This is a genomic window from Halorientalis litorea, assembly GCF_023028225.1.
GTDB lineage: Archaea > Halobacteriota > Halobacteria > Halobacteriales > Haloarculaceae > Halorientalis > Halorientalis litorea.
Window position 1 is genome coordinate 1 of sequence record NZ_CP095484.1, and the last position, 26484, is coordinate 26484.

A 26484-nucleotide genomic window follows, 5' to 3' on the forward strand; every position below is an offset into this window, starting at 1 on the left:
TCACTGATTCAGTAACTGCCAGTAGCAAGCTCCAATCCCCGAGGAATCAACAATCGAGGATTCCAGAATGCGTTGACTCAATGAATCAGTGATTCTTTGACTTTTCACCAAGTACAACGCCATAAGCGCCTTTTAGCGGTTTATACCGCGGAATACAGCACTTTACCATTCCCAGAGCGGGATTAGATGTCTGACGTGGATTTATGAGTCATTGAATCAATGATCGTACTATGACCGAGTCACCTCGTGGCTGGGGCGTCACACCATCGACTGGCATTCCCACGATCGCCTTCGGCAATCAGAAGGGCGGGACTGGCAAAACAACGGCGACGATAAACAGTGCAGCGGCACTGGCCTCGCGAGAACACGATGTCCTCGCGATCGATATGGATCCACAGGCCGATATGACGAAAGGCCTGGGACTCGGCCCGGGCGACGACAACGATCCATCAAGCCCGAAGAACGACCTTCCAAATACGCTCGCTACGGATGATGCAAATCTTCTCGACGTCCTCGTCGACAATCCGCGCACTGACGACACGACTCTTTCAGAAATTATGATCCACAGCGACGATTACGAACACCTGAATTTCGATCTCGTACCGAGCCACAAGGACATGGGGCTTGCCCGGGATTGGATGGACGACGCAGGCGCTCGTCTCTCGTTGAAAGTTGCTCTCGAAGAGTTGGTCGACGACGGCTACGACTACGATTTTATTTTGATCGACTGCCCCCCTGATCTCTCGGTCCTGACGGATGCAGCGTTCATCGCGGCGCAAAACGTCTTCCTGGCTGCGCAAACCCAAGCGACATCCCGGGATGCTCTAGACGATCTCTGGGATCAGCTGGAATCCATCGAGGACAACCAACAGATCGAGATTGCGATCGTGGGACTGCTGGCAAACATGTACAGAGACGATGGTCAGTCACAGAAGTTCCTGGAGGCATTTGACGAGTCATATGCGTCACTAGCGCCGATCTTCAAGCTTCCAATGCGGGTAGCGATACAGCGCGCGTGGGACAACGGCTGCGATATTTTCGAATGGGAGGACGCCAACGACCAGCAAGTCGAGCGCGACCTCTTCCTGGAGGTTGCTGAGACGATGGAACGGGCGTTCGACAAAACGCAGGTGGAGGTGTAAGTATGCCCCGAGGGATGGATGAGCGATTTGATGACCCGTCAGAGGAAGCAGAAAAGGAAGAAGCTGCGAGCGACGACGAAACAACGGAGGCGACGTCGGAATCAGAGAGACAAGACCAGGAACCTGCAACCGCCACCGAAGAACAACCAGATCAGCAGAGGGGTGCTGGCTCGGCGGATGCTAAACCCTCTACTGAGGAGGCAACGGAAGCAGATGATGGACCGTTGAATATTCGTGAGGACTGGGATTCAGCCACGATATACGTTGAACCGGAGCAGAGCGAGGACATCGAAGTCACATTCACGCGACTGAAAAAACAGTTGAAGCGGGAGAACGTCACGCTGGAGAAGAACAAGCACTTCTATCGTGGGATCTTTGAAGTGGCGTTCGGCGAGCACCGCGAAGAGACGAAGGAAAAAATTCGTGAATTGGCGAAGGAAGACGTCGATCAATGAATCAGTGATTCACTGAAATTCGGATATTGCGTGATCGAGAGACCCAAGAAAACCTCGTCTGCTAAACGTGTACAGAGTCAAGCTATTTACACGGCTGGTGCGAATGATTTTGTACTAGATGGCTACCATCAACGTCGACAAATTGGAGCTATCCCAAGAACATCAGGGTGCTCTCGCCGCAGTCATCTGGGGATGGTTTCTTCGAACTCATCACCCGTACCTTTGGCAAACGCTCAATCTGGCCTTCGATTCGGCGGAGACGACCAAAGAGTGGGCAATGAAGTTGCCCACAAAGCTGATTGAGGCATACATCCTGAACGAAGCCCTCAAAGGACTCCCCGATATCCATCTGTGAAAGACACAGAGGACTACAGCAGATAGCAACGGTGATGTGGTTTATCAACCCTTCCGAGGTTTTGCAAAACCGGATTTTGGCTGACTCGTAGCAGTCAAAGAGTCTGCTAATTCCGGCAGCTATCAGGTACTCACGCCTGTGAGATCATCCGATATCAAGGCTAATCGTTCCCTGTCGAACGTTTCGTTCGAACTCGCGTAGGGGGATCAACTCCCGAAGGTCGGCTTTTGACTCTAGAACAATATCCTGCTGTAGCGTCGCATTAGCTACACGGTTGTCCGACTCAGGGACGTAGACCAATCGGAGGACATAATCCTGACCGGGTGTCGTAACGAATTTCAGGCATTGTTGGTACTCGTTGGTGGTAAGCCGTATACTGTAGGGAGGATCACGCCCAACAGCCTTGACTTCGATCGGGGAGGAAGCGAGCTCGCGGTCAATCGTCTCGTCCTGTCGCGTTGGGCCCAGTGGATCGATCATATCGAAGCCGGGTCCATCCTCCTGCGACACATCGAGCATTCGGAAAAGGTGAGAATCGTCAAGAGAGCCCTGTTCGAGGTCGGTACGCCAGTTCAAGAACCGTACCTCGATATCGTCAGCGGTCAAGCTCGACTCTAACAGGTCGAGGATCTGTTCCTCCCAGACATCGCTCTTGTGCCATGCGTAGTCGCGTTCGCTTTGTTCGTCGTAAAGACGGTATATGTGCTCGACGAACCTGTCGTAGTGCGTTTTTGGGTCACGTTTTATCCACTCAGTCAGATCGTCGAGGATCTTTATCGCTGTCGCGATTTCAGCGTCTTCGCCACGCCCCTTAGTCGGATAGCCGCCGCTATCTTGATGCACACTCCCCGACACGTTTTGGCCCTTCTCTTGAATCGACGACTTCCGTGAAGATCCGCCAGACGATGACGACGTCTGAAGGATTGAGAAGTCGCGCTCTGCGTCTTTCGACACGTCGCCGGCACGACTCATCGAATCTGCTCGGAACTCACGATCGGTTTTTGTTTGGAGTGACCCCGTTCGGATGTACTCCTCCAGAAACGCAGGGAGGTCATCATTACTGGCTTCATTCTGGATTCGATCCAGCCATAACGATAGTCTATCCTCGAAGCTCGTCGAACTGAGCTCTAGCCATCGGGTATCAGTGCTGGAATCAATTTGGAGTTCGGCCGGTACCACGTCCTGCCACTGGACATTGGCAGTGACTGAATCTACCTCCGTCTTCCAGTCGATCGGATCCGCAGACGCAATAGAGAGGGCGTCATTGACCTTTGAGACTTCGACCAACCGTCGAGCTTTAGTCCGATCGATATCGGCTGTGAGATCCGCCGGGAGGAATCGTTCGTTGGTGACCCACCATTCGATGACGCGTCCGACTCGATCTCGCTCAAAGCGCTGTAAAAGCGTCCGCCAGTCGCGGTCCAACGTATCTACGTAGAGCCCCTCAACCAGTCTTCGATAGGGGTCCGGCAGGCTCTGGACAGTCCGAACGTATTCAACGATCGGTTCGGGGTTACTATTGGAGTCGTTGATGTTGAACACTGCTTCGAGTCCTCCGACAATTCGTCCATCACTCTCTCGGCTCTCTAATGCCTGAACGGTGGTCTCGAGGTCGGGGAGTGACGGATCACCAGGCGCGATGTTTTCGACGAGATCACTCGATGCTCGCACCCGCTGTCGGATCGAGTGCTCGAAATCACTCTCTAAGTGGCTCCGGACTTCTTCGATGGGGAAGGTGTCCTTCTTGAGTCGTTTGATCAGGTCCGCTTTGTCCTCCGTGAGGTCAAGAATAGACTCGAAATCGTTACGTGCGCGGTAATTCTCGGTCACGAGCGCGAATCCCATTCCCAGTTCAGGGACGATACCACATCGTTTCAGCTCGGGCCACGATAGCTCGCTCAAGTCACTAGCAGAGGAGACTTCGTCGATGCCCTCCAGATTCAGTACGAGCCCTTTATTCTCCTCGCTGTCTCCTCCCTCCTGCAAGTAGTACGTTCCCGATCCCGTTTTCGAGAGGGGGTTGGTCGTCTCATCCGGAAGCGACTCAACGACTGCAAGATTTTCGATTGCTATCTCGAGTCCTGCCCGACTCTCATCAATCGAGTCCTGCGTTTCGAGTTCCTGAATCGCGATCAGTAAATCAAGCCGGTTCTGAAGTTCACGACGGATATTCCGCAAACATGTATTGAGTCCATCCGCGGTGCACTGTCGTGTTTTGAACTGGGCCGCATCAAGTGTAGGATCCGGTGCCTTGACTAACCCGACACCGAGGATTGTCATGAACTCGTCGAATCCTCTTTGTTCTTGGCGTCTGAGTTCGAATACCCGTTTCGAGTACACGTCACTGTCTGGATCAGTTAAAGCCCGTTTTTCCCATGGCGTCGGGGTGGACGAGAGATACTTGACTAAGGCATCGCGGTCGTCGCCCACAATCCAATTGATCGGGGCACTGAACCACGTCGTTCCACGACGGAGCGGAAGATGAGTGAGCATAGGGAGGTCGAGATCCTCCCAGGAATCAGCGTCAGAGTGCTCGTCGACATATTCGAGAATCGGTTCGAAGAGTTTCGTCCGAGCACTATCCCAGTATCTCTGATTCGGGATGTCCAGTTGTGTGGGTCTTCCATCGCCGAGTCCAGTGGGTTCGTCGGCGAACGCCTCCTGCACTTGCTGTAGTTTCTGTGCTGCCTGGGAGGCGTTCAATTCTCCTAATCGTTTCACGCCCAGATCTTCCAGCAAGGCTTCGTCGGGAACCCGATCGCTATCGGGATCGATGTACGGGAAGAGCCGCCAGCCTAGCGCTTGGTCTGCCCCCCTGATGATGGCGCTGTCTAGGGTATCACTTCCCCAGCCGCGGTTTGCAGAGTCCGCGGAGTCCGACAACTTGAGGATCTCGCTCCAGATCGGTAGGGTTCGGAGCTGCCAGTTAGCGAGTGTCGGAATCGTGCGTTGCTTCTGGTGGGAACACCCCTTCCCGCCCTGACAGTACCAGTACGTCCGCAGAAGCCCCGATCGATAGGCTTCAGGGTGGTTTAGCAACGCGTCGAGTACTGCGTCCGGATGAGATTCTATCCATTCAAGTCCGTCGTTAGTGAACCAGACCCATGTGGCCACGTACGAGCCGCTGCTGCCTGCCGTGGAGACCGGATCGACGTTACAGGTCTTGTTGTGATCGATGACGGCACTGGTCTGGTATCGGCCGTTCGTGATCCAGGCCTTGTACCCATCACGCCCTTCGAGAGCGGTGGCCAGTGTTTCATGAAGCTCCCGCCCGACATCTGTCGGAATCTTCTCTCGCTCCCATTCGGTGGGCCACCAGTGGGGATTCTCGCCGGTATCGCCGGTCGTATCATAATCCATGTCGGGATCCGGGTGGAGACGGCGATCCAGCAACCAACCGTATCGGAGCCCGGGTAGACGACTCGAACCAAGCAACGAGAGGACTCTAGCGACGTTCCCGACAGGCACATCTTGATCAGCTAGTAAGGTGTCTATCTCCCCAGTCACCAATGCATCGGGCTCAGGAAGCCAGCAGTCCGTCGATAGAGTGGGACAGCTGTCAGGTCCAGAGTCAGCTTCGGCAGTATTGGCGTCCGTAGCCCGCGCTTGTTCTCGTATGGCAGCCCACGTTGGTGAGAGGGCGATGTCGGCGACGCACTCGCTCTTGCCGTCAATTTCGAGATCAATTCCACGGAGTTTCGTCCGCAATCGTTCGTCACGCCTGTCTTGCCCACTGCTTCGGACTTTCTCGAAAAGATTGTCAGTATCGAGGAAGGCCAGTTCGCCCGAGTTCAGCGTCTCCGCGCGGTTCTCGTTGTAGCAGGTCACTAGATCGGCAAGTCCGGCTATCTCTGCTTCTCCAACACGTGCATCTTCCCTGTCCGGTAGCGGTTCTAAGAGAGATTTGTACAGTTCTGCGGGGCTATCACCCTTCCGCACGCCCCAAGCCTGACCGGCGTTTGCCAGCGTGTTACGGGTATCCCCGTTGGTGCACTCCGGATTCAGAAAGTAAACGTCGAAATCGCCGTACTCGGGCGGGAAACTGTAGTCGCGAGATTCGGTCTCGTAATCCCAAATGACTGTCCGGGAGGATCGGCGGCCACTCTCCCACGTACCTCCCTCACCTTTGCGACGGGATTCTGTGGCGACGAGCTGTGAATTTTCGTCGCTTTCAGCCAGGCATGGGAGGAGGTATACGCCGTCGAGGCGCTGTTCGTTCTCGTCATTGCGCAGAATTGCCTTCATACCTCTGTCGGTCTCCTCCCGATAGTCCTCGAAGATACGAATCGTCCCATAGAACAACCGCTGTGCATTCGAGGCAGTGACGGTCACGACATCGTCACCCCACCGTTCTGAGTCAAGATGCTCAGCGAGCCAGTCTACCCACGCTTCGAACTCTGACTCCGGTGCGGGATGACCCAGCAGTTCCCCAATCCGTATGTTCCAATCGGATACGCTATCGAGTGCCTGCGTCAGCGCCTGCAACGATGTTCGCGTTGGAAGAGTTTTCGTCTCTGAGCCCACTCCTGTATGGTTATTTGACTGGTGACGCGATTCGAGATTCGCTCGAATGGCAACAGCCGCTTCGACTCCTTTCCTGATCGTATCCGACGTCCCGATGAAGACATCCGCCGGTAAGGCAGGGGACACTCCAGTGGAGATACACGCCGAATCTGAGAGTCCATCATAGATCCGGGCCTTACAATACGCCAGGAGTTCCGGCGCATCGATGGGATCCGATGTCGGCTCCGATTCTGGGGGGTCCGGTGGGAGCAATAGCCAAGGATACACCTCCCACCATGGGCTGTCCCGAGACAGTTCTGCTGTTGTCTCGCCAACATACCGGATGAGATCGCTTCCCCTCTCGAGTACCCGACAATTCTTTTCGTCGTCACTGAAATCCTGCCTGTTCGTCGCCACCCGGAAGCGACCATGGAGACAAAACGGGAACCGCCCCTCGCTAGTGGCATCAATTGGATAGTATAGATGCAGTGGATACTCAACTCGCCGTTCAAGCTTGTCGTCTGGAGATGGGCTACTCGACAACGGAATCTCCACAGTATCTGCGAGGACGGGCAACTCCGGCGTCCGATCGACGAGCACACTAACGTCCGTTTCCGGAGCGTTCTGGTGTTCGAACTCGTCGAAACACCGGTAAGTCGGAGATTCGCCTTCGATCTGGGCTTCTACGAAGACTCGTTCATAGTTTAGCATCTCGTGGGGAACCGATTCACTCCCGTCTCGGCGGATTGACCAGTGTTCCGCCGCCTCTACGCCCTCGTCCCCGATATTTTCGATGTAGAAGTCGTCAATTCCTTGGAAGTGGATCAGCGTCTCAACATCGAGTGACGACGATCGTTCGCTGTCTATCGAGAGTGTCTCCCAGACCGATTGGCGGTCCCCCCGTGGTTTCTCATCGAGGTCCTTCTCGGGCTCAATCCCTAACTCAGAGAGGAGATCACGCCACTGGTCGTCTCGAAACTCGATGAATAGCGCCGTTGTAAACGATTTTGTGGGCGGGTCGTCGAACACTCCGAAATCAGATTCACCATTGGAGACGAGGCTTCGACAGCGCCGGGCGAGCTCACTGTCGGCTGTTCTCGGATCGAGCGCAACGGGATACCAAAATAACGGAATGCCACCAACGACATCTGGGACGTTCTGTTCATCGACTGTGTTCGGCTTAGGGAAAAGTTCAGTTTCGCTATCGCCCTGGAAGGAGTCGTGGAAATTTGATTTGAGCTCTTGGGAATCGACCGAGCGGCCGCAGTTGCGGGCGATAGCAGCAGAGAGATAGGAGCGACTGTATCTAACGCGGAGCGGCTCGGCCAGTTTGTCGACGTTCGACCAGACCTCGAACGTGTCGCCGATGGAGAGGATGGATTTGAGACCGACGCCGATGTGGCCAACGGTGTTCGTCGTCGGCTCTAGTTCCTCGTCATCGTCGGTCTTATTCGACTCACCAACCATACGGACGGCCCGTTCGACTTCCTCATCCAGGAGATCGAACGAGTCCCCGGTATTCGCTACGACAAGTCCTTCGTCGTGGACACCGATGTAGATCTCGCCCGCCAGTGAGTCATCGGCTTCATCCTTGGCGGCGACGATCTCGTCACGGGCATTTTGGATGAGTTCGAGGAGTTCCCGTCCAGTATGATTTTCGGCTAAGAGACGCTCAGTATTACCGTTGTTCTTCAGCTTATCGACATCGTCACTTACCCCATTTGTAATCGTTGCCGCCTCAGAGCTCAGTTTCTCGTACCAAGTCCCGTATTCATCGATAACCTCCACTTGCTCCTCGGAAACATCCATACCTCTCACACATCGGGCATACATCAAAAAAGTCTAAGGGAGAGCCACCAGCTGAGCCTCCACTCATTCGGGATAGTCGTCGAAGGCGGCCTCGCGTATCTCCAGTACACGATCGAGCAACTTCACCGGGATCAATGCGGGTTGAACTGATAAATGATATTGCATCTCTCCAAACCCCTCGAAGGTTATAGACAGAATACACAGAACGTGACGACGCTCGAACGGACTTACGGCTAGAACCTCGTCGTCCATCCCGGACAGGATATCGATGTACGTCGTCGTCGACGACGAGAAGCCTCACGAGAGCGGGTCGCCCTCGTACTATGAAACAAAGTTGGTCCAGGCTGTCGAGAGGACACTTCCCTTTGACTGAATTAGAACGACATCCGGCGAGCTCAATGGAACACGTGTAGTCGCGGATTGGATCTGACGAACCCCCTCCCCCCTTTTTCGAGTTGTAAACTCGTGGTGATGGGAGGGGTGAACAGGAAGAGAGACCACAAAACAGCCGATTATGGCAGAAACACGCGATAGAAGGCCTGAATATCCATTCCTATAACTCATAACTTAAAATGCGAAGTTTTATGTTATGTTATATCTAACCAAACCCGTAGTAGAGACAAAAGAGACGAATCTTCTAGCTCAACTAGAAGATTGAGATTCTTGGATATAGAGAATCTTCTATTAGAAATTATCACGTTTCATTGCCTCTACGTCCTATTCCGTGAACTCCGTTCTCACTCCAGGGTGTCTGGAGTGGTCTGCACCCAGCAACTTACAACTCGAAAAAGGGGGGAGAGGGTAGATTGTTCGAGAACGCTATACGAACACCACCAACCATCGTGTTTGTAAACCGGTATTACTCTCATTCGTGAACTGCTCCTACGAGCGTTGCCCTTTCGCGACAATTCTGGTGCTTACTACTCGAAAACGGGGAGTGTAGGATACACCGTTTCACCCTAAGCATCATTCGCAAAACTCAGACGATACAGATTTGCTTCTATACTCAGTGCGACTCACTGTTACTTACAACTCGAAAATGGGGCGGGTGGGAGAATCAGACCAGGTGTGTAACCGCTCCTCAAAGTCTTACAACTCGAAAACGGGGGGTCTGGGCTATCGAGGGATTTCGATGATAGATCTTCGTCGAACCGTTACAACTCGACAACGGAGGGTGATAGATTCCGAAGACGGTATCTGACTCATCCAGAGGATACGGGGCTGTAGTAGTTATATAGCCTGTTTTCGCCCGGTTACAACTCCACAAGGGTCCATATTTTTATACCCAGAGTTCGAGGGGGTTCATAATGGGACGAGAGGGACGTAGAGCAGGATCGAATAATCCGGAAGGTGAGGAGGATCGTGAATCTTCTGCTGCTGATCCTGAAAATCCCGAGTCGATGGATGAGGGAATGGAATCTCCTGGCACGTCACAAACGACCTTCGAAAACGGATCAGATTCCGCCGATTCGTCTCAAGAAGCAACTAACGGCGACGGTGGAGGCATCTCAATTCGTGATCGGCTCCAAACTGAGTCGTCCGGTGGCGTTTTCGCGAACAAAGACCTCGTCCGATCAGATACCATCATCGACGAGGATCGTATCGTTGGTCGTGACGACCAGCTAGGCCGTGTCGTCGACAATCTAAAACCGGTCCTCCAGAATGAAGGGATCCCGGATATGCTTCTGAGTGGTCCTTCTGGAACTGGGAAGTCGCTCATCATTCATGCGGTCTGCAAACAGATCGTCGAACTGTGTGAATCCCAAGGCAAGACCTTCGGGGTCATTTCAATCAACTGCGAGGGGCCGAAGACAGCAGATCGGGCTGTCTATCGGTTAGTCAAAGCTGCTGCCGACGACCTCGGCGTTGATCCTGGTGTTCCCCAAACCGGCGTCTCAACGGATCAGAAGCTCGAGAGACTGTATGAACTCATGCGAGAGTACTACGACGGTGTCATTTTTATCCTCGATGAGATCGATATGCTCGAGGGGCCGTATCAGGAAGCAGAGTACAATTCTCTCATCTACCAGCTTTCACGGGCTCGCAAACTCGCCGATTTTGATGGTCCCATCTCGCTCACGACGATTACGAACTACGCCGACTTCATGAAGGACCTCAACAGCCGCGCACAGAGTTCTTACAATCCTGACGATATCTTCTTCGACGATTACGATGCGACGCAGCTCCGTAGTATTCTCAAACATCGGCGAGACGCCTTCAAGCCAGAATCACTTGCAGATGACGTCGTTCCGCTTGTTGCTGCGTTCGGATCCCAAACGCACGGGGATGCACGGAAAGCGATTGATCTCCTCAGGTGGGCGGGCGAATTAGCCGAGCGGCGTGGAGCTGACACAGTTACCGAGACTGATGTCCGTGAAGCTCAGGAGAAGTACACTGAAAACCGCAAACTCCGCCATATCAGCGGGATTTCAACTCAAAAGAAACTCTCCATCTACGCTGTGGCGGCCACTGCCCACTACGCAAGAGAACATCCTGAGTGGATCCCTGCTGGACCTGCGTTCAAGACGTACCAATTCATTGCTGATACGATGGACGCAGACCAGTACAGTCGCGAGACCTTCGTAAATCACGTCACTGAGCAGAGTACGTACGGTGTGTTGGACTTCGAGCGTCGAGGTAAGGGGCGGGGCAGAGGAGTGCATATGTATTTCTCCCTCTCCGAGGATCCGGAAACGATCATGGAGACGATCCGTGAGGATTCCCGGTTCGAGGATCTAGCTCACGAAGAGGCGACTATCAGCGCGGTTGTCCGCGAACGGCTGAAGCAGTTCCGGAGTAAGAACTAATCTCGCCCGTATTCTCTCCACACTTACTTCTCGAAAACGGGGGGTGTTCGTATCCCGCGTGGTGCGTTACAACTCGAAAATGGGGGGTGTCAGTCGTCGGGATGTCTCGTTACTACTCGAAAACGGGGGGTGGGTGAGCCAAGAGATTTGACGTGCCGGTCGATGTACTGTGCTATCCCCTTTCCATCTCCCATTTACAACTCGAAAACGGAGGGTGTGTCCTACGATTTTCTTTCGTCGGTACCATCGATGATGCGGAGACGGTGGAGAAACGACGGAAATACGGGGGTGTGGTCGCTTCAAAATCAGCGTCACCCCTTCCACCCACATCCAGTTACGACGGAAACATGGGGTGGGTGTCCTCCCTCATCGAGTTTTACTCGTCCGGGTTGACCGGACCTATTCACACTGAGGGGTGTTGGACAAACCGATCCCATTCACCCTTTGGGGGGTGTCGCCTGCTACGTCTCTAATGGTGCTGAAAAGAACATCAGACTACAGTTCAATCTCGTCTACTCGCCGGGATTCACTGGGCCTTTGTACTTCGACGTCACCGAATCTCCTTCCCGCCACTGCCAGTAGTAGTAGCGGTTGTCGTTGATCTCCTTGATCGTGATCGTCGCCTTCGCTGGCACGTCGTCCGGGAGGTCATCGGGGCGCTCCTCGACGTCGGCGTCATCCGCCTCTTCCTCCTCGAGACGAGCTTCACGCTCCTTGTATTCGGCCAACGCCTCGGCGTAGCTGGCAACGTCCCGAAGATGCTCCGATGAGGCTTCGTTGAGTGTGTTGACGATCTCCGTTGGGAGGTTCGCTGGTGGGGTCGGGGGTTCGTAGGACATCGGCTGCTCTCGTGTTAACCAACACTATCCGCGACTCCATAGTTTTGTTGGTTAAGACGATGGAGACGGTTCTCACGATGGTTGTCTGTAACACTACTCGAAACTTGTTTATAAAGAAGTTTCCTACTATGTTACACCGTGCTCCGGCTCATCGAGCTTGAGGTCCTCGCCACGGTCGACCGCGGCGACACGATCTCCGAACTCGCGACTAAGCTCGACCACAGCGAGAGCTATCTCTCTCGTGCCGTCGGGGACCTCGTCGAAAAGGGACTCGTCTACACGGAACGCGATGGCCGGCGAAAACGAGTCGTCCCGTCGGATGCTCGTGCCGTTGAACGCTATCAGGACCTCGTCCGCCAGCACTCCCACATCGACTTCCCCGAGCTACTGACCGGCAAAGCACTCGAGGTACTGTACTACCTCGACCAGCCGCGAACTGTCTCCGAGATCGCCGACCGGAGCGATAACTACCGCAACACGGTCAACCGCGTCCTCAAGCGGTTTCGTGACCGTGGGCTCGTCGGGACCGTCGAGGGCCACTACGAGTTCAACGCCGACTTCGACCGCCTCCACGCGGTCGCACGTGAACTCGCACACCATCTGCATCGTCAACGCCTCGAAGCCGTCGCCCCGAAGGGCACGATTCTCTGGGAGGACTACGACGAATTCCTCGCCCAGGCCGAGACGGAAATCGACGCGGAGGCGTTCCACGAAACCGGCCTCGCTCGATTCGCGGCCTTCGACCTCCAGCTCCTGCTCACCGGGCACCGCTACTACGTCTACTCCGAAGACCTCGACGTAGTCTCGCCGGCGGAGCTCTGCTGTCACACGCTGTTAATCGACGATGGCAGCCGCCACCGCTCGTACTGTCTCCTCCTGCTCAGCCACGTCGACGTCGACGAGGAGAATCTCCGAGAGCAGGCAGCGAAATACGACCTTGAAAACGAAATCGACGCCTTGCTCCGCTACCTTGAGACGCACGGTGAGGTCGCAGATGACCAGCTTCCGGAGTGGGACGAGTTCCAGGAGCTGGCGGCTGACTACGAGGTACGACTATCCTGAGACCGAACATCGTCAGCAGCAGTGCCGTCTGCCAGCGTCAGTTCGGATCGTAGGGATTCGTTGCTGTATCGAGTCGATAGACATCCTCGACAGCGTCAAAATCGTCGTCAAACGCATACAGGTAGCCAAGCCCCTCGGTTTGCATATACGCCACAATGCAGGCATCGACGAAGGAGAGGGGTTCGTGTTGACGAAAGAGTGCCTTCCCGGTCGCGAGGGCATCGGTGGTGAGGGAGTCGATGTGGAAGCGGGCGTTTTCTTCGATGCGATCGAGGAGATCGACGGCTGCGTCGTGGCCGGCGTGGGTCGTGAGGCCGTTGAGCGTTTCCGCGAGCACGTAGTCGAGGACGACTGCTTCCGGGAGCGTTCCGTCGTCGATGCCGTGGAGCACCGGGAGCGCGGCATCGTGGGATCCATCTCGCCGGTATGCGGCGGCAAAGAGGACTGTCGTATCGATGAGTGCCCGCGGCATTTACTCGACGTCGACGCCCCAGGCGTCGTGCTCGCTCGTGACATCGGTCGGCTCCTCACCAGCGTAGCCGTCGAAGTCGGCGAACGTGCCCGTTTGCTGTTGGATCACTTGGACTCGGATGCTCCCGTCATCCTCGAGCTGCCAGCGGAGCTGATCGCCATCATCGATATTGAGTTCACGCCGAATCCGGGCGGGGATGTTTGCCTGGTTTCCAGACACCTTGCTTTCGGCGTCGATTCTGTCGCTGCTCATACCTCACGGTAGGTGACCGGCCGTGAAAAGTCTAGTGTGCCGCCACACTACCACGCGCTCCAGAAGATATCGTTCTAGTTCGAGGGTGCTGGAAGGCGCCCATCCGGACGTGGAACACGACCCTGTTTTATCTCGTGATCGACGCGACGCAGATGCTTACAGCCGCCTTCGGGTGAGCGCTGCTGCCAGTCAGGGCAGGTACACGACTCGTCGACGACGTCAACTTCATACCGGTTTCCGGACGCGGACTGTACTTCGTAGCGGCCACCTTTCGAGAGGAGTGAGACGTCCATCGCTTCGGCGACGGCACGCTTCGTGCGAGGCTCGAGATCGTTCTGCGACTGTGTGTTCTCGTCGACGACCAGTCGGTCGCGAACGTCGCCCGTTCGGCCACCGTCGGGAGCGACGGCTTCCGCAGGGCCACTAAGCCGCTCGTGGAGTACTTCCTCCACCGGATGGCCTTCCGGCCAGAGGTAATGGACCTCGCGGCGCTCGCGATGGTCATAGGAGCCGCACGCGGCTGCGCTCCCAGTCCAGACACGCCACGCCCCGAGTGCTGCCATCACGTCGACGATGACTCGCGGAACAGCCTCGTGCTTGTCGGGGTAAAACATCCGAAAGCGAGTACATTCCGCCTGCGGCGGAACCGTCTCCCACCACTCGACGTCGTCGTCCCAGCTCTCGCACATCGCCTTATCCTCCCCGTATCCAACGGTCAGGCCGTCGATCTGCGGTATCTCCACCGATGTCTCGTCAGCCTCGTCTTCGAGCAGCCGAAGGACGGCGTACCGGAGATACTCGTGATTCGGATTGTCTGAAGATTGGGCGACCTGCTCGTGGTGCTCTGCGACTCGCTCTGCCTCGTCGAGAACGGTCGTTAGATATTGGTCGGTCATGGGTCGGTGGAGACGGAAGTGCGCCTCCGCCCCTCGGCGGGCGCTGAAAAACTTAACCAACAAATACCGATCAATCGTATCCTCTGTTGGTTAACCCCTCTCTGCTCGAATGCTGAGCCCGATCGGACTACCGGAGCCAAGAATTGTATATCTGTATAGAGATAACTCTATAGGGAATACGGGGGACAAGACTAATACAGTTAGATACGATACCGATAACTAGCGATGATGGAGTACGTCGACGAGACCGCGGCGAAGATCATGGTCGCGGCCCGGCCGGGCGACTCGATCCGGCGGATCGCCCAGAAGATCGACGGCTCCTACTCGTGGGTCTACGACTGGATCGAGCGGTTAGAGGACGCCGGCTTCATCCGACGTGAGGATGGCGTCTACATCGAGAAGTACGCTGTCAGGGATCGCTACTACGACCTCGTCGCGGCCATTTCCCGCGCTGCTTCCCCCTCGATCGACGAGGGCTACGTCATTCCGCACTTCGCGGGGATGCCCTTTGCGTACACGAAAATCGACGGCGTCTACGTCTGGACCCACGGCGGCTATCAGATCGCCCGCGGCCACGACGACTATCCGATCTTCATCCAGGTCGCCGACCGGGATGTCGAGCAGTGGACGGCATTCTTTGATGAGTTCGGGATTCCGAGCCGGATCGAAGAGCGGCCGGATGCGACCGACTCCGACGCAGCCGTCTCGTACGTGTTGTTCCCGACGAGTGGGGAGATCACTCGCGAGTGGGTTGACGGCAATCCGGTTATTCCGTTGGACGAGGCAATCGAGCATATGTTGGAGTACCGGGTGAACTACGAGCCGGCGTTGGAGATGATCGCCGATGAGTACGACCGCGATATCGACGCGTCCCACGAGGATCCGCGTCTCAATGCATGAGTCTCGGTGAACGCGAAGATGAATTGCTGGACACCCTGGAGGCCGTCATTGACGCTGACCTGCCATACGTCCTCGTCGGTGGGTGGGCGATCGCGGCGTTCAATCAGCGCTTCACCACGGACGTCGACGTCGTCATTCCGGCCCAAGCGGTCGACGACTACACGGACCTTCTCACCGACCGCGGCTACGAGAAAACGGCCGATGTCGAGCGAAACGAGCTCTACGAGGGCCGTACCATCCGGTTTGAGAAGGACATCGGGAATCCGGTTCGGTTCGACGCGATGGTCGACGCGTTGGGCTGTCGCCAGACGGAAGCTGAATGGTCGTATCGCTATCTGACCCAGCACTCCGTCACCCAGGAACTGCGAACCGGGCGCCCGGTAACAGCCAGGATTCCGGAACGGGAGTTGCTGTTTGCCGTGAAACTTCACAGTGGCCGCAAGGCAGACTCCCGGGATCTGGTGGTGCTGGCTGCTGGCGCGGATTTCGACCGGATCGCGACTCATCTGCATCGCGGAGAATCCGAGAAGCTCGCTGGTCGCATCGAGACTGTCCTCAACCGCCTCACGTCGGAGGATTTCGCAGATGCATTCAAAGGAGTCTTCGAACAGCAAACGGTTCCCGAACAGGATATCGATGCCGTCGTTGAGTTCCTTCGTGACCAGCAGCGCCGAATCGATTCTGAACGATAACATCGACTGTCGATGGGTATGTCTCGGGACCGATCGAAACACACGGGGTCGGGATGCCGAACGAATTAACCAACAATGTCGACAGAGTACCCTCCGGCGTTGGTTAACAGCCGGGAAGGGGGTGTTCAGCCCTCTACAACTGTGTCGATGATTTCCTGAGCGGTCGAACTGATCCGGCCGAGACGCTCCTGAATACTCTCCGCATCGTCGTCCTGCCACGCGGCAAGATAGAACGCTGACCCGCTCGTATCCAGGTTGAAATACCGCCCGACGATGTACGCAACGGCTTCCGCTTCGACCTCGCGTTTTGCGCGCTCGGGCTCGTCGTCGCCATCGAAATGAAGCAGCGCGTGGGCGTACTCGTGAACCAATGTCACCGCGAGATCGGCCTGATTTGAGCGGGCTTTCGCTTCGACGACGGGCTGGCCCTCGTGGAGAGTCCGGTGTTTGCAGACGCCTTTCGCGTCGCCATGCTCCCACTCGGCAGCGTCGACGACACGGACGTCGATATCGAGAGTAGTTGCCGCATGGAGGAGCGCTGGCACCAGGTCGTCGGCGTCACCAGCTGCCTCGGTTTCCAGCTCGGGTAGCGGTTCGCCCTCGGTTTGAGACACGTCGAAGACTGCCGTTGGTTTGAATCCAACCAGTCCTTTCGACCACTCCTCGGGCGATGTCTCGTCATAGTCACAGTCGCTTTGCTCGTGGTAGCTCGGTGAGTTCTCGCACTCGGGGCACTGCTTCGTAATAATGGGTGCCCAGATCCAGATCGCCTGTTCGCCCTCTTGGACGTGCCGGTCGAACTCCGATCTCCACGTATTGTAGCCCGCCACGCGGGTCGCCTCGGGACACTGGAGTTTGATCAGGAGGGTGTTACGATGAGAATAGTCGTGGAATCGGGACTGGACATCGAGCCACTCCTGGAACTGTTGGCTGGCTTTTGCCTCGTCGACGTCTGCGACGAGATCGTCGATCCAGTCTTCGATCGTACTGTGCATCTTGTCGTGTCGGGTGTCGGTCTCCTCGAACGAGACCCCCGACTCACTGGCTGTCATCATGGATTGCATCACATCGAGTACGACGACGTCTCCGAGAAGTCAGGACGCGCCGCACCCCTCGGGGGCGCACGATAAACATCGGCGCGACTTCGGGGGGTTTAGATCGGAGCTGCTATCGGAGCGCTGCTTTCTCGTCAGCGAAGCCGACCGTGACGAGGTACTCAAGGAACGCGTCGAACTGGTCGACATCGCTCGGCGTGTCCGTCGCGAGGTGTCGTGCCCACTCGATGGCCCACTGGAACGCAGGATCGGTCCCGCCCTTACCATGTATATACCACCAGCGGGCGGCCTTCAGGACGACGAGCGGATTCGTCGGCGGTTGCTCGCTTGCGAGTCCACGAGTGATCGACCGAATCTCCTCGGGTACCTCGGCGGGGTCGACCTCGCCTGATTGGGTGTTCGATACGTCGACTGGAATGTCGTCAATCGAGACATCGTTCGGACGCTGTTGTTGACTCACGGAAAATCACCTTCTCGGAGGACTTTTTGGATCGAGCCCTCGCCCCCTCCGGGGCGCGAAAAACCACTCGTAGCGTCACGCCGGTGGAATGTACACGCTCTGCTCGCTGGCGATCTCCTCCAGGTTGTTCCGATGGCGATGTGAGAAGTAGCACTCGTAGCTGCAGTAGCCACAGAGCACGCCGGTATCATACTCAGCGATGAAGGGACCGCGTCGAGTCGTCCAGACGTTCGCTTCGCATTCGGTACACACAGCGCTATCGAGATTGGTCGGTGACGGACCCTCGTACTCGATTTCGAGGATGTCGCTATGTGGCGTTGAGTCGGGCCAGACGCCGTGAGACTGCCAGAAGGCCTTGATGCGGGCGAGACTGTGTCGGACTGTCTTCCGAACTGTGACGTGGGAGGCGTCACGACCGCTATCATCCCAGCCGTCAGCCGTCCAGAACTCCCCGAACTGCGCGCCGCGATGCAGCCCGTTCCAGTCGAGGCCGACGATGTCGGCCGGTGGGTCGTCCGTGAGTGTCGGTCGGGTCAACTGCTGGATGACGTCCCACTGTTTCGGTGGGCTGCCCCCCAAGATGTGAACACGACGGCCACGCCAGTCGGTCGGCTCGGAGAACTCGTGCGCCAATCGGTCGGCGTACCCCCGCGAGTAACCGAGCACGAGGTCGTTCGGGATCGTGTCGATCACCTCGCGACACTTTGGGACGATGATGAGTTCTGCGTCGGGATAACTCGCCTGAACTTCGCGGGCAGCGGCCACGTACTCGTCGACGTCGTCTCCCTCGTACACATCTCCGATCACGCCAACCTTGGGTTCGTATTCGAAAAATCGGGCGACGTACCGATCCAGATCGGGATTCCGAAAGTCGTTATCGAGCATCCCGACGGGGATGTTCAGGTCCTGATACTGGGTCTGCTGGTACCCACAGTCTTCTCGGAACCCAGGCAAGAATCCGAGCCGATACGCATCCAGAGCGAACGGCGCTCGATGGAGGAACGCCACGACGTCGGCTTGTCTGGCAGCGGTGATGTCGCGATCAGTACTGCTGCTGGAGTTGATTTCGAGCGACATGAACATGGGCTGCGAGGGCGAATCCAGCCGCCCTGCACCCTCTCTGAGGGGCAATAAACGGAGCCGCAGTCCGCTATTAACCAACACTAGTCTCCAGAACCCGCACATCGTTGGTTAATATAGAGACGACGTAGCCACCGTGTCCGCTCAACGGTGAGTCAGGCCTTCAGTCGAGTCGGTGGGGAACGATACGATGCCCGCACGGCGTGACCACTGCTTCACTCGGCCCGACGATTGTCACGCTCGCGATTCGGCGATCACAGACCGGACACTGCTGGTGGGCGTTTTCGTTTGCCATATGGAAACGCGAAAACGGATGACTGCGCTAGTTCGTCACCTGCTGGAACCGCTCGCGAAGCGCCTCTTCACGTGCTTCGAACTGCTCGACGTTGGCCTGCAGGTCTTCGTTCACACGCTCGATGCTCGCGAGCGCCCGCTCGCCGGCGAGCGACGCCTGCGACCCGTCGTCGCCGTCCGCCTCCAGCTGCTCCTCGTAGGCTCGTTCGACGCGCTCGATGGTGCCCTCCGGGTTGAACAGGATGTCGTTCGCAACGCGGACGTACTGGTCGAGGGACGTGCCCTCTTTCCCCTGGAAAAAGTGGGTGAGCGCGTATGTCGCGCCGGAGTGCAGCGTCCACATATCGATTGCAAACGGCGACGCTGCGTTCGCTTCGGCGTCCTCGGCAGCACGCTCTGCGAGATAGTCCGGGAATCCCAGCAGGCTGTAAAATTCGGTGACGGTGAACGGGAGCTCGGAGAACTCGAGATCAATCTCCTGCGCATCTCGGATGAACTCGAAGAGATCGTCAGCGACGAGCTCGACCTGTGCGAGAATCTCTTCCCACCAGGTCCGGAAGTCCCGAACGTCCCCGACGTGCTTGATGACCTCCTTATCGGTGAGCGAGCGCATCGAATTCGAGCAGTACCCGTCCTGAGCGAATCCCTCTACGTAGACTGCGTGCTCACCGAAGAAGTCGTAGCCGGAGGTCACGGCCATCGTGATCGGGTCCGCCCGGCCGGGAAGCCGGACTTCGAGGCCGTCGAACATCACGTCCATATGGACCTCGCCACCGCCCCGGTAGCGCCGGATTTCGCCGAACATCACGTCATCCAGCGGCGTCCCGTCGATGGTCTCCTCGCGAAGGACCTCTTCCAAGGGCCTGTACACGTCCACCGGGTTGATGATCGCGTAACTGTCCGTGGGGACGTGAAATAATGGGTCTGCGCCGGGCTCATCGTCTGTCGCGTGGTCGCGCGCTCTCGTCGGCTCGACTAAGGCGTTGAAGCGATCCGTTTCGACCCACTCGTCGGAGTAGGGATTCCGGTATGCGACTGTCGTCTCGACGGCCTGGGGGAGGTCACGAATCGTCTCGGCGAAGGACTTCGGTTCGTCGACCGTTTTCTTCCGGCGGTACCAGTCGGGTAGTTCTGTATCGGTTCGTCCGTCGACGCCGGCGAACACGGTTCTGGATTCTGGGTCTTTCATCTTGTCTCCTCGAAATTGAATTCGTCACCCGCGACAGCGCTCTCATCACGCGCCCTGCGCCCCTCTCACGGGCGCAAAAACAACCTCTTAACCAACATTCTACCCAAAAATCCAGTACTGTTGGTTAATCATCTGGACGGTCCCGACACCTGGCTTCGGCTCTTCAATTCACTCGTCGGCTTCGCGTCGACGGCGCACCTGTTCAGGATTTGGCACCCACGGATGGTCGTCCCAGCAGTGGAGGGCGTGCTCTCGTGACGTGTCGAACAGCGTCTCACACGACCCACACTCGTAGGCGGTCTCAGGCCAGCGTTCCGTGACGAACATCGCCGTCACCGTCGACCTGACTGGATCTGGTGCGGCCGACCGCTGAACATAATCATAGCCGGTCACTGTCCGTCGACGAAGCGCTGACTGTGCCAGCCGTTCGGGCCGGTCTGCTGGGAGATACACCCAGCGGACGAACGCCTCTTCTGAGTCCTTCGCCGAGGGTTGAAGGATGAACCACCGGTCGTGATCGTCGCGGAAAAGATACCGTTCTGTTCCCCGATTTTGGAGATAGAGCGGATCCTCGCGACCGGGAATCACCCGCAGACCGATGGACGGGGATATCGGGGCGAGGAGTCGCTCTTCCAGCGTGAGCGAGCGAGACTCACCGGCTGAATTCTCGCCCTCGAAGTAGTCAAGCGTCGCTTCGTCAGTCATGATTCGCTGGGATTCGTCTCATCTGTGTCTTTCCCAGCTGTTCGCTCATGCCGGTCGTTGTATCGCTCGAGTTCTCGGCCGATGCACTCCAGCGCCGTGACGGCGCGTTCGATGAGTTGGTACGTGGCCCGCGAGAGTCGGATGTTCTCCATCAGATGTCCTCCTCTGGCTCGACGAGATCGTTACTCTCAGCGACGAGTGCCTGCACGGTTGAAGCAGGATTGTTCTCGACCGGAAGTGTTCGATGGTCGAGTGGGGCGGGATACGCCCGGTCCCCCTGCGCACAAAGTATGATCAACCACTCCTCGCTCCCTTCGGCGAGGACGACGTAGTGGTCGATATCCCGACGTTGGAAGACTGTCCGATCTGTCCGGCTCACCGCACTCCAGTTCGCCGGCAGTGACGATGACGGCGTCCCACCATCTGGCGTGAGTGCTCGGGACTCTTCGAATTCAGCGAGTGCCGCCTCGATATCCTCTCCGGTGAGGTGCCAGCAGTCGGCCGGGCCATCACACACCAGCTGACTGACCACGTCGTTGCGGAACTGGATGTAGTGATGCTGGGCGACAGTTTCGTCGTCGGTATAATCGAGGAGGAGCGCACAGGCGAGCTGTGCCGGTCCGCTCCCGACGTAGCCCCAGTCGAATCCCGCCGGGCTATGCCGCACGAGACCGAGACTTTGATGGGGGGAGAGGCGTTCGTGTGCGGTGAGGTTCAGGACAACTGGCGTTCCGTCGACACGCATCCCGACGTACTCGACGCGGTCTGTACTCGCCTGACATCGCTCATCCGTATCCTGTACGACTGCTCGTGGGTCGGTAGTCGAATTCGTCTCCATCGGTTGAATGCGGGCGTTCGGATTCCCCGCACCCCTGCTGGGGGTCGAAAAACCACCACCGGCTATTAGACCCTCAACGTCGCTTCAAAGTTAGAATTCAGTATAACAATTCATCAGACAACCAACTGATAGAGGCAAGCGGCTCTGTTGAAATCCCATTTTTCAGACAAATTCTCGACTGAAACAGCCGTTCGCTGAAGATTGCGTGCTGACCGACACTAGATTCTAGCTTTGATGTAATCGAACCCGCCTCTGTAGACAAGGAGATACGAAACAACCACCGTAACCGGTACTAATGGTAAATAGTAGTAAAATTGTGTGAACGGGTCGGGGGGAGATACTATTGCCCCAATGATGAACGCAATCATATTCGATACAAGTATTGTGAGTAGAAATTCACTAAGCGTTGTATAGTCCATAATGGTGATCCACTACCACGAGATATGTGTTTTGCGTCTTTTACCACACCGGAGTAATGAGAATTAAATGGCCTGTATTGACCGCTCAGAGTGATCGATCTACGTTATGAATGAGACAGGCGATGGTGAGTTCACGGAACTGCTTCCACCAGCGCCGTGACCGGACAAACGCGCCGTACTTCCGCTTGAGTGTTGAGTTGACAGTCTCGGATTGACTCCGCTGACCGTAGAGATCAGTGTCTAAGCGTACGTTCCATGCCTTATGGAGTGACGTGAACTCACGATGCTTGATCAGTGGTCGAACTTCGTGTTGCCGGGCGAGCCGCCTGATCTTCTGATCGTCGTACCCTTTGTCACCGAGCAAAACGTCAATATCGTCGGGATTGCGCTTGATCAACGACGGAGCGATCTGGCTATCGTGTTTCCGCGTCGTCGTCACGTGTAGATCGAGAATTGCGTTCACCTTCGCATCGACCAGCAACGTCACCTTGAGCTGCTGAATCGTGAGTTCAGCACGTTTCGTGTAGTGTTTCGAAGCGTGACTACGGTCGAACCCCGACGCATCAACACCAACAACTCCGCTTGTCGGAAGTAACGTCGCTGAGAGAGTCAAAATGACACGCCACACAGCCATATCAAGCCGGTTGAACGCCTTACAAAGCGTTGATGGCGTAGGAAGTTCAGCTAATCCGAGGGCGTGACGAATGCGTGGCATCTCGATCAGTTCGTCAAGCAGGCCACGATAGGTCGTGTTCTTCCGAACTTTGAGACACAGCAAAACAACGTGCTGGGGAAGTGTATAGCGATGTTTGGAGAACTTCGAGGAGTATCGAGAGACAGCTCGCCGTGCCAGATGGATTGCCTTCTCAGTAAACCGGAGAATCTGCGACTTAGGAAGGGACTCCATCTCGTCGAATTACAGGCTGAATATGTAACTCTCTGAGGATTTCAACAGAGCCAGGCAAGCCTATTCTTCGAAGAGACAGCGAGCGGCTGCATCGTCGCCAGCGAGGGTCTGCTGATCCTCGTCCGTATCAGCGAAGAGTGTTGACTGATCTCCCTCGGATGTTTGCTCAACTTCGGGTCGATCGTCGACGCCGAACTCACACGCCTCGGGCTGATCAAGACGTGAATCCCGGTCACGATGATCCACGTCAGCGCCGAAGTCCTCAAGCGAGGTCTCGACGCTTGTTTCGGTTACTTCGAGTTGGCCATCGTCACCGAATGCGGTCTGTCGTTGAATCTCGATCTCTGGTCGATCGCTCATCTGGATTGAGCCTCCACCCACCGAGGCTCCGACAGACACCTCCGGGCGTTGGGTCAATCGTCTTGTGCGCGGAGTTCGCTGGCCCGCTGTTCAAGCTGGCGGAGGATCTGGACCCGTTGCTGATTCGCGTTCTCGTAGGCGACGCAGGCTCGCAGCGTCTCCATATTGTTGATCGTCACGATACCAGCGTTGATGAGTCGCGTATTCGATGGCTCGAGCCGTTGTTCTGGCGAAAGATCGCTTGCGTCTGTTGTTTGACCGTCTGGATTGCTCACTGATGATCGCCTCCGTCACTGCTGAGGCGACAAAAAACAGCCCCCGCCGTTACTCGTCTTCTTCCTCGGGTTGGATCTGGCGGGCGTCCTCAGCGAGATCGTGGATGTACTCCCGAAGAATCTCCATGTCCTCGCGAGCGTCTTCGAGAGTCTTGCCTTTCGCTTTGGCCACGATTTTGTCCTGATCGCGGGTGCCCGTCCCGCGAGTAAGCTTCACGGTGAGGGAGACGCCGACGTCACTGCGTTCGACGTACTCCGTTCGTGTCGTCTGTTCACTGGCTGCGGTCGATTCGTCATCCGCACGAGATGGTTGGGTATGTTCTGACATGGGTTACCTTCGGTGATTGATATTCAGATGGACGGTGCGGCCGGCTCGCCGGGTGTTTCGTGAAGGATTGCGTCGATCTCGGCCCCGGTGAGTCGCCAGCGTCCAGCAGACCCAGCACAGTCCAGTTGGCTCACGACCTCGGTTTTGAATGCCTGGTAGTGGTCGAGGGCGAACGCTTCGTCACCTGTGTAGTCGAGGAGGAGTGCGAGCGCGAGTTGTGCCGGACCACTACCACCATATCCCCATTCGAATCCCGAGGGACTGTGATTCACCAGCGCGAGACTCCGCTCTGGTGTGAGCCGTTCTTGGCCGGGACGTTTCTCAACGATAGCCTGCCCGCTCTGCCGATACCCGACGTAGGCGATGTCGCAGTCGCTCGCTGGGTGTGTCTGTTCAATCGAGTGTGTGTCGCTAGGTCTACTCATTGGTCTGTTCGGGAGCTACTCGTTCGAGCACCCCCGCACCCCTCAGGGGGTGAAAAACAGTCACAGGGACTGCTTGCCCCTACGCGAGATGGGAGATATCGGCTGGTTCGTCGACCTCATCGAATTCACCACGCTCGACCGGCTGCCAGTCATCGCCGGGTGCTGGACTCCACCAGTCGACCTCGTAGGCACCCGGTGCGCCGAGGATCTTCACCCGTGCCGACCCATCGGGTAGATCGCGACGGAGCTTTTCGTCGACGTGGAGGTTCCACGTTGAGTGGGTGTCGAAGCAGGCGAGCACGGCCTCCTCGTAGCCGCGTGTCTCTCGGGATTCTTGGAGTTCGACCTGTGTGTTGCAGTTCTTGCAGAACACACCTTCGAACGGAATGTGACTGAATATCTCGTGCCCGCAGACGGGACACCAGAGGAACTCGAACAGTGCTTCGCTGTGGCGGTCGATGACTTCCAGACTCATCTGTGAATCTGGCCCGATTGAGACGGGCCACCCATTCCGGCCCAAAATAAACGTCACCGCAGATACGCTCCTATCAATCAGCGCTCGGCGCCGTACACGATTCGCGAGGATGTTTCGTACCCACAGTTCCGACACTCGACCCAGCGCTGAACCTTCGCACCGTCAGCCGTTTTCCCACCGATTGCTATATCGCTGTTCGGACACTCGGGACAACTCAGTTCGGGCGCTGGCCGGTCACGGAGCTCGTCACGGAACGATTTCGCGTCCTTCGTCTCGTACCCCCGCGACCACACTGGGTAGCCGTCGACGAGGATTACGCCACGCCACTTGTAGCGGTATGAATCCGGCGCTCGGTGTAAGACCGCCCGAGCGCCGGTCTCGGTATTCCGGTATGCGAGTGTGGGCGTGCGGCTCTCGCGCTTCCAGTTTGTGATCCGGGACATCTGTTAGAAGTGGACGTCGGCGGGCACGATCCAGAGCTCCTCGCTCTCCTCCAGCACTCGATCCAGCTGCTCACGGTGACGGATCCCGTTCGCATATTCGTTGTACAGGAAGATCGTTGGCCCGTCGTAGGCGCCAACCTGGTGGAAGGCGTGCCGAGCGAGATCTTCGTCGCGCATGATCTCCTCATCGGAGAGCTCGTCGATGGCCTCTTTCACCCGGTCGAGATTCCGCTCGAACTCCTCTTTCGTCGCCTCCCAGCCACGCTCAAGCAGGTCTTGGCCGGCATCGGAGTCGACGGGGGCTGCAGTCGGCAATTCACCCCATCGCGCCTTCCCCGCAACGGACGTGTCCTCCTCATCGAACGTCACGTGGTAGTCGAAGACTGCGCCGGCGTGTGGGTCCGCGCCGACCAGGCGGTCGAACACCGACTTTCCGCTGGCCAGTGCGTCGTCGTGGGTCGATTCTTCTACCAGAGCGTAAATTACCATGTGCATCTCGAACACCTCGAAACGCCGACGCACCGGGAGTGGTTGATCGTTCGCTCCTGCTGCGCCGGCACCCATCGCCGGCGCTCGAAAAACCCTGATCTAGCGGTCGATTCTTAGGACTCGTTCGTTCGATCGACTGTGATGGTCAGGTTTCCGGACTCGTAGTCAGCTTCGAAGTCGACGGTGAACGCATCCGAGTCATATGCGGCGTGGTAGGCGCGGTGACGCCTTAGCGAGCCCGTCGCCTTGAAGTGGAAGAACGCAGCCGACGTGTAGGGCTTACTCTGCGTCTCGATTTGCGTCTCAACTGACGCCGGAAGTGCAATCTGTGGCGTGTCGGTGTCAATACTCGCAGCGAACTCCTTCGCTTCCTCGACGGTCGCCTGTGAATGTGCGGGCGTCTCGCCAGTGAGCACGTTCACCGGTGTCTCCGTCTCATCGGTGAACAGGACATCGTGGAAGGTGCGCGTCCCGAGGACTGCGTCGGGATCTAACTCGCAATCGTGGAATGGATCGTCGTCTGAATTCTCGGGCATCAAATCACGAGCCAACGGTGGG

The 26484-nt window shown here is 56.8% G+C and carries 29 protein-coding genes and 1 pseudogene; 8 read left to right on the forward strand and 22 right to left on the reverse strand.

The features are described 5' to 3' along the window. The first annotated feature begins 230 nt into the window (after positions 1-230). The 3 genes from MUG95_RS15745 to MUG95_RS15755 all read left to right on the forward strand — a co-directional run bounded on the left by MUG95_RS15745 (position 231) and on the right by MUG95_RS15755 (position 1952). A complete protein-coding gene (locus MUG95_RS15745; protein ID WP_092663113.1) occupies positions 231-1142 on the forward strand; it encodes a ParA family protein in 912 nt (303 codons plus the stop codon). A 14-nt stretch (positions 1143-1156) separates the two neighbouring features. Beyond that, on the forward strand, positions 1157-1597 hold the full coding sequence (locus MUG95_RS15750; RefSeq protein ID WP_247010714.1) for a DUF8160 family protein: 441 nt from the start codon (positions 1157-1159) through the stop codon (positions 1595-1597). Positions 1598-1715: 118 nt separating this feature from the next. Then, positions 1716-1952 carry a hypothetical protein gene (locus MUG95_RS15755; protein ID WP_247010691.1) on the forward strand — a complete coding sequence of 79 codons (237 nt, stop codon included), beginning with the start codon at positions 1716-1718 and terminating at the stop codon, positions 1950-1952. Positions 1953-2096: 144 nt separating this feature from the next. Here MUG95_RS15755 and MUG95_RS15760 read toward each other — a convergent pair whose 3' ends face one another. Next, on the reverse strand, positions 2097-8264 hold the full coding sequence (locus MUG95_RS15760; protein WP_247010692.1) for a hypothetical protein: 6168 nt from the start codon (positions 8262-8264) through the stop codon (positions 2097-2099). Between the two features lie 165 nt (positions 8265-8429). Here MUG95_RS15760 and MUG95_RS17070 point away from each other — a divergent pair. Next, a pseudogene (locus tag MUG95_RS17070) lies at positions 8430-8625 on the forward strand (hypothetical protein); the annotation flags it as partial. A gap of 1051 nt (positions 8626-9676) precedes the next feature. After that, on the forward strand, positions 9677-11071 hold the full coding sequence (locus MUG95_RS15765) for a Cdc6/Cdc18 family protein (RefSeq protein ID WP_372608215.1): 1395 nt from the start codon (positions 9677-9679) through the stop codon (positions 11069-11071). A gap of 512 nt (positions 11072-11583) precedes the next feature. Here MUG95_RS15765 and MUG95_RS15770 read toward each other — a convergent pair. Then, a complete protein-coding gene (locus MUG95_RS15770; RefSeq protein ID WP_247010694.1) occupies positions 11584-11910 on the reverse strand; it encodes a DUF6788 family protein in 327 nt (108 codons plus the stop codon). 138 nt (positions 11911-12048) lie between these two features. Between MUG95_RS15770 and MUG95_RS15775 the strand changes: the two genes are divergently transcribed. Next, positions 12049-12972 (forward strand): helix-turn-helix transcriptional regulator, encoded by a 924-nt coding sequence (locus tag MUG95_RS15775; RefSeq protein ID WP_247010695.1) that lies wholly within the window; start codon positions 12049-12051, stop codon positions 12970-12972. A gap of 37 nt (positions 12973-13009) precedes the next feature. On the opposite strand, the gene MUG95_RS15780 is transcribed toward MUG95_RS15775, so the two are convergent. The 3 genes from MUG95_RS15780 to MUG95_RS15790 all read right to left on the reverse strand — a co-directional run bounded on the left by MUG95_RS15780 (position 13010) and on the right by MUG95_RS15790 (position 14592). Next, positions 13010-13444, reverse strand: a complete 435-nt coding sequence (locus tag MUG95_RS15780; protein WP_092635736.1) for a PIN domain-containing protein — start codon at positions 13442-13444, stop codon at positions 13010-13012. Then, positions 13445-13696 carry an AbrB/MazE/SpoVT family DNA-binding domain-containing protein gene (locus MUG95_RS15785; RefSeq protein WP_135823146.1) on the reverse strand — a complete coding sequence of 84 codons (252 nt, stop codon included), beginning with the start codon at positions 13694-13696 and terminating at the stop codon, positions 13445-13447. Positions 13697-13770: 74 nt separating this feature from the next. Further along, positions 13771-14592 (reverse strand): hypothetical protein, encoded by an 822-nt coding sequence (locus tag MUG95_RS15790; RefSeq protein ID WP_247010696.1) that lies wholly within the window; start codon positions 14590-14592, stop codon positions 13771-13773. A 228-nt stretch (positions 14593-14820) separates the two neighbouring features. Here MUG95_RS15790 and MUG95_RS15795 point away from each other — a divergent pair, with 228 nt between their 5' ends. Together MUG95_RS15795 and MUG95_RS15800 are read left to right on the forward strand one after the other, a co-directional pair. Then, on the forward strand, positions 14821-15492 hold the full coding sequence (locus tag MUG95_RS15795) for a helix-turn-helix domain-containing protein (protein ID WP_247010697.1): 672 nt from the start codon (positions 14821-14823) through the stop codon (positions 15490-15492). Next, positions 15489-16184, forward strand: a complete 696-nt coding sequence (locus MUG95_RS15800) for a nucleotidyltransferase domain-containing protein (RefSeq protein WP_137685133.1) — start codon at positions 15489-15491, stop codon at positions 16182-16184. Before MUG95_RS15795 ends, MUG95_RS15800 begins: the two co-directional genes overlap by 4 nt. Before the next feature lie 125 nt (positions 16185-16309). Here the strand turns inward: MUG95_RS15800 and MUG95_RS15805 are convergent, their stop codons facing one another. From MUG95_RS15805 to MUG95_RS15880, 17 genes are all read right to left on the reverse strand, one after another. Next, complete coding sequence (locus MUG95_RS15805) at positions 16310-17239, reverse strand: ArdC-like ssDNA-binding domain-containing protein (RefSeq protein ID WP_137685132.1); 930 nt, start codon at positions 17237-17239, stop codon at positions 16310-16312. A 112-nt stretch (positions 17240-17351) separates the two neighbouring features. Next, positions 17352-17699, reverse strand: a complete 348-nt coding sequence (locus MUG95_RS15810; protein ID WP_006184811.1) for a DUF8013 domain-containing protein — start codon at positions 17697-17699, stop codon at positions 17352-17354. 75 nt (positions 17700-17774) lie between these two features. Further along, complete coding sequence (locus MUG95_RS15815; protein WP_137685131.1) at positions 17775-18776, reverse strand: DUF6610 family protein; 1002 nt, start codon at positions 18774-18776, stop codon at positions 17775-17777. A gap of 325 nt (positions 18777-19101) precedes the next feature. Further along, positions 19102-20262, reverse strand: coding sequence for a dihydrodipicolinate synthase family protein (locus MUG95_RS15820; RefSeq protein ID WP_137685130.1), 1161 nt, complete (start codon positions 20260-20262; stop codon positions 19102-19104). 168 nt (positions 20263-20430) lie between these two features. Next, positions 20431-20967, reverse strand: coding sequence for a hypothetical protein (locus MUG95_RS15825; protein ID WP_006183437.1), 537 nt, complete (start codon positions 20965-20967; stop codon positions 20431-20433). Continuing rightward, positions 20964-21119 (reverse strand): hypothetical protein, encoded by a 156-nt coding sequence (locus MUG95_RS15830; protein ID WP_006183438.1) that lies wholly within the window; start codon positions 21117-21119, stop codon positions 20964-20966. Before MUG95_RS15830 ends, MUG95_RS15825 begins: the two co-directional genes overlap by 4 nt. Beyond that, positions 21119-21805, reverse strand: coding sequence for a DUF6166 domain-containing protein (locus tag MUG95_RS15835; protein ID WP_247010698.1), 687 nt, complete (start codon positions 21803-21805; stop codon positions 21119-21121). Before MUG95_RS15835 ends, MUG95_RS15830 begins: the two co-directional genes overlap by 1 nt. Positions 21806-22023: 218 nt before the next feature. Continuing rightward, positions 22024-22224, reverse strand: coding sequence for a DUF7534 family protein (locus MUG95_RS17110; RefSeq protein WP_443984541.1), 201 nt, complete (start codon positions 22222-22224; stop codon positions 22024-22026). Between the two features lie 85 nt (positions 22225-22309). Beyond that, positions 22310-23131, reverse strand: coding sequence for an IS5 family transposase (locus MUG95_RS15840; RefSeq protein WP_247010699.1), 822 nt, complete (start codon positions 23129-23131; stop codon positions 22310-22312). Positions 23132-23191: 60 nt separating this feature from the next. After that, entirely contained in the window at positions 23192-23491 is a 300-nt protein-coding gene (locus MUG95_RS15845; RefSeq protein WP_006183440.1) for a hypothetical protein, read from the reverse strand. A gap of 53 nt (positions 23492-23544) precedes the next feature. Next, positions 23545-23766: a DUF8129 domain-containing protein gene (locus MUG95_RS15850; RefSeq protein WP_006183441.1), complete on the reverse strand. Its 222-nt coding sequence runs from the start codon at positions 23764-23766 to the stop codon at positions 23545-23547. Between the two features lie 49 nt (positions 23767-23815). After that, positions 23816-24094: a DUF7389 domain-containing protein gene (locus MUG95_RS15855; protein ID WP_006183442.1), complete on the reverse strand. Its 279-nt coding sequence runs from the start codon at positions 24092-24094 to the stop codon at positions 23816-23818. Positions 24095-24117: 23 nt separating this feature from the next. Next, positions 24118-24519: a DUF6166 domain-containing protein gene (locus tag MUG95_RS15860; protein ID WP_122106725.1), complete on the reverse strand. Its 402-nt coding sequence runs from the start codon at positions 24517-24519 to the stop codon at positions 24118-24120. Between the two features lie 79 nt (positions 24520-24598). After that, complete coding sequence (locus tag MUG95_RS15865) at positions 24599-24994, reverse strand: DUF7567 family protein (protein WP_006183444.1); 396 nt, start codon at positions 24992-24994, stop codon at positions 24599-24601. A 77-nt stretch (positions 24995-25071) separates the two neighbouring features. Further along, entirely contained in the window at positions 25072-25437 is a 366-nt protein-coding gene (locus MUG95_RS15870) for a DUF7568 family protein (protein ID WP_006183445.1), read from the reverse strand. 3 nt (positions 25438-25440) lie between these two features. Next, complete coding sequence (locus MUG95_RS15875; protein WP_006183446.1) at positions 25441-25932, reverse strand: DUF7995 family protein; 492 nt, start codon at positions 25930-25932, stop codon at positions 25441-25443. Positions 25933-26039: 107 nt separating this feature from the next. After that, positions 26040-26462 (reverse strand): DUF8025 family protein, encoded by a 423-nt coding sequence (locus tag MUG95_RS15880; RefSeq protein ID WP_006183447.1) that lies wholly within the window; start codon positions 26460-26462, stop codon positions 26040-26042. Positions 26463-26484: the final 22 nt, after the last annotated feature.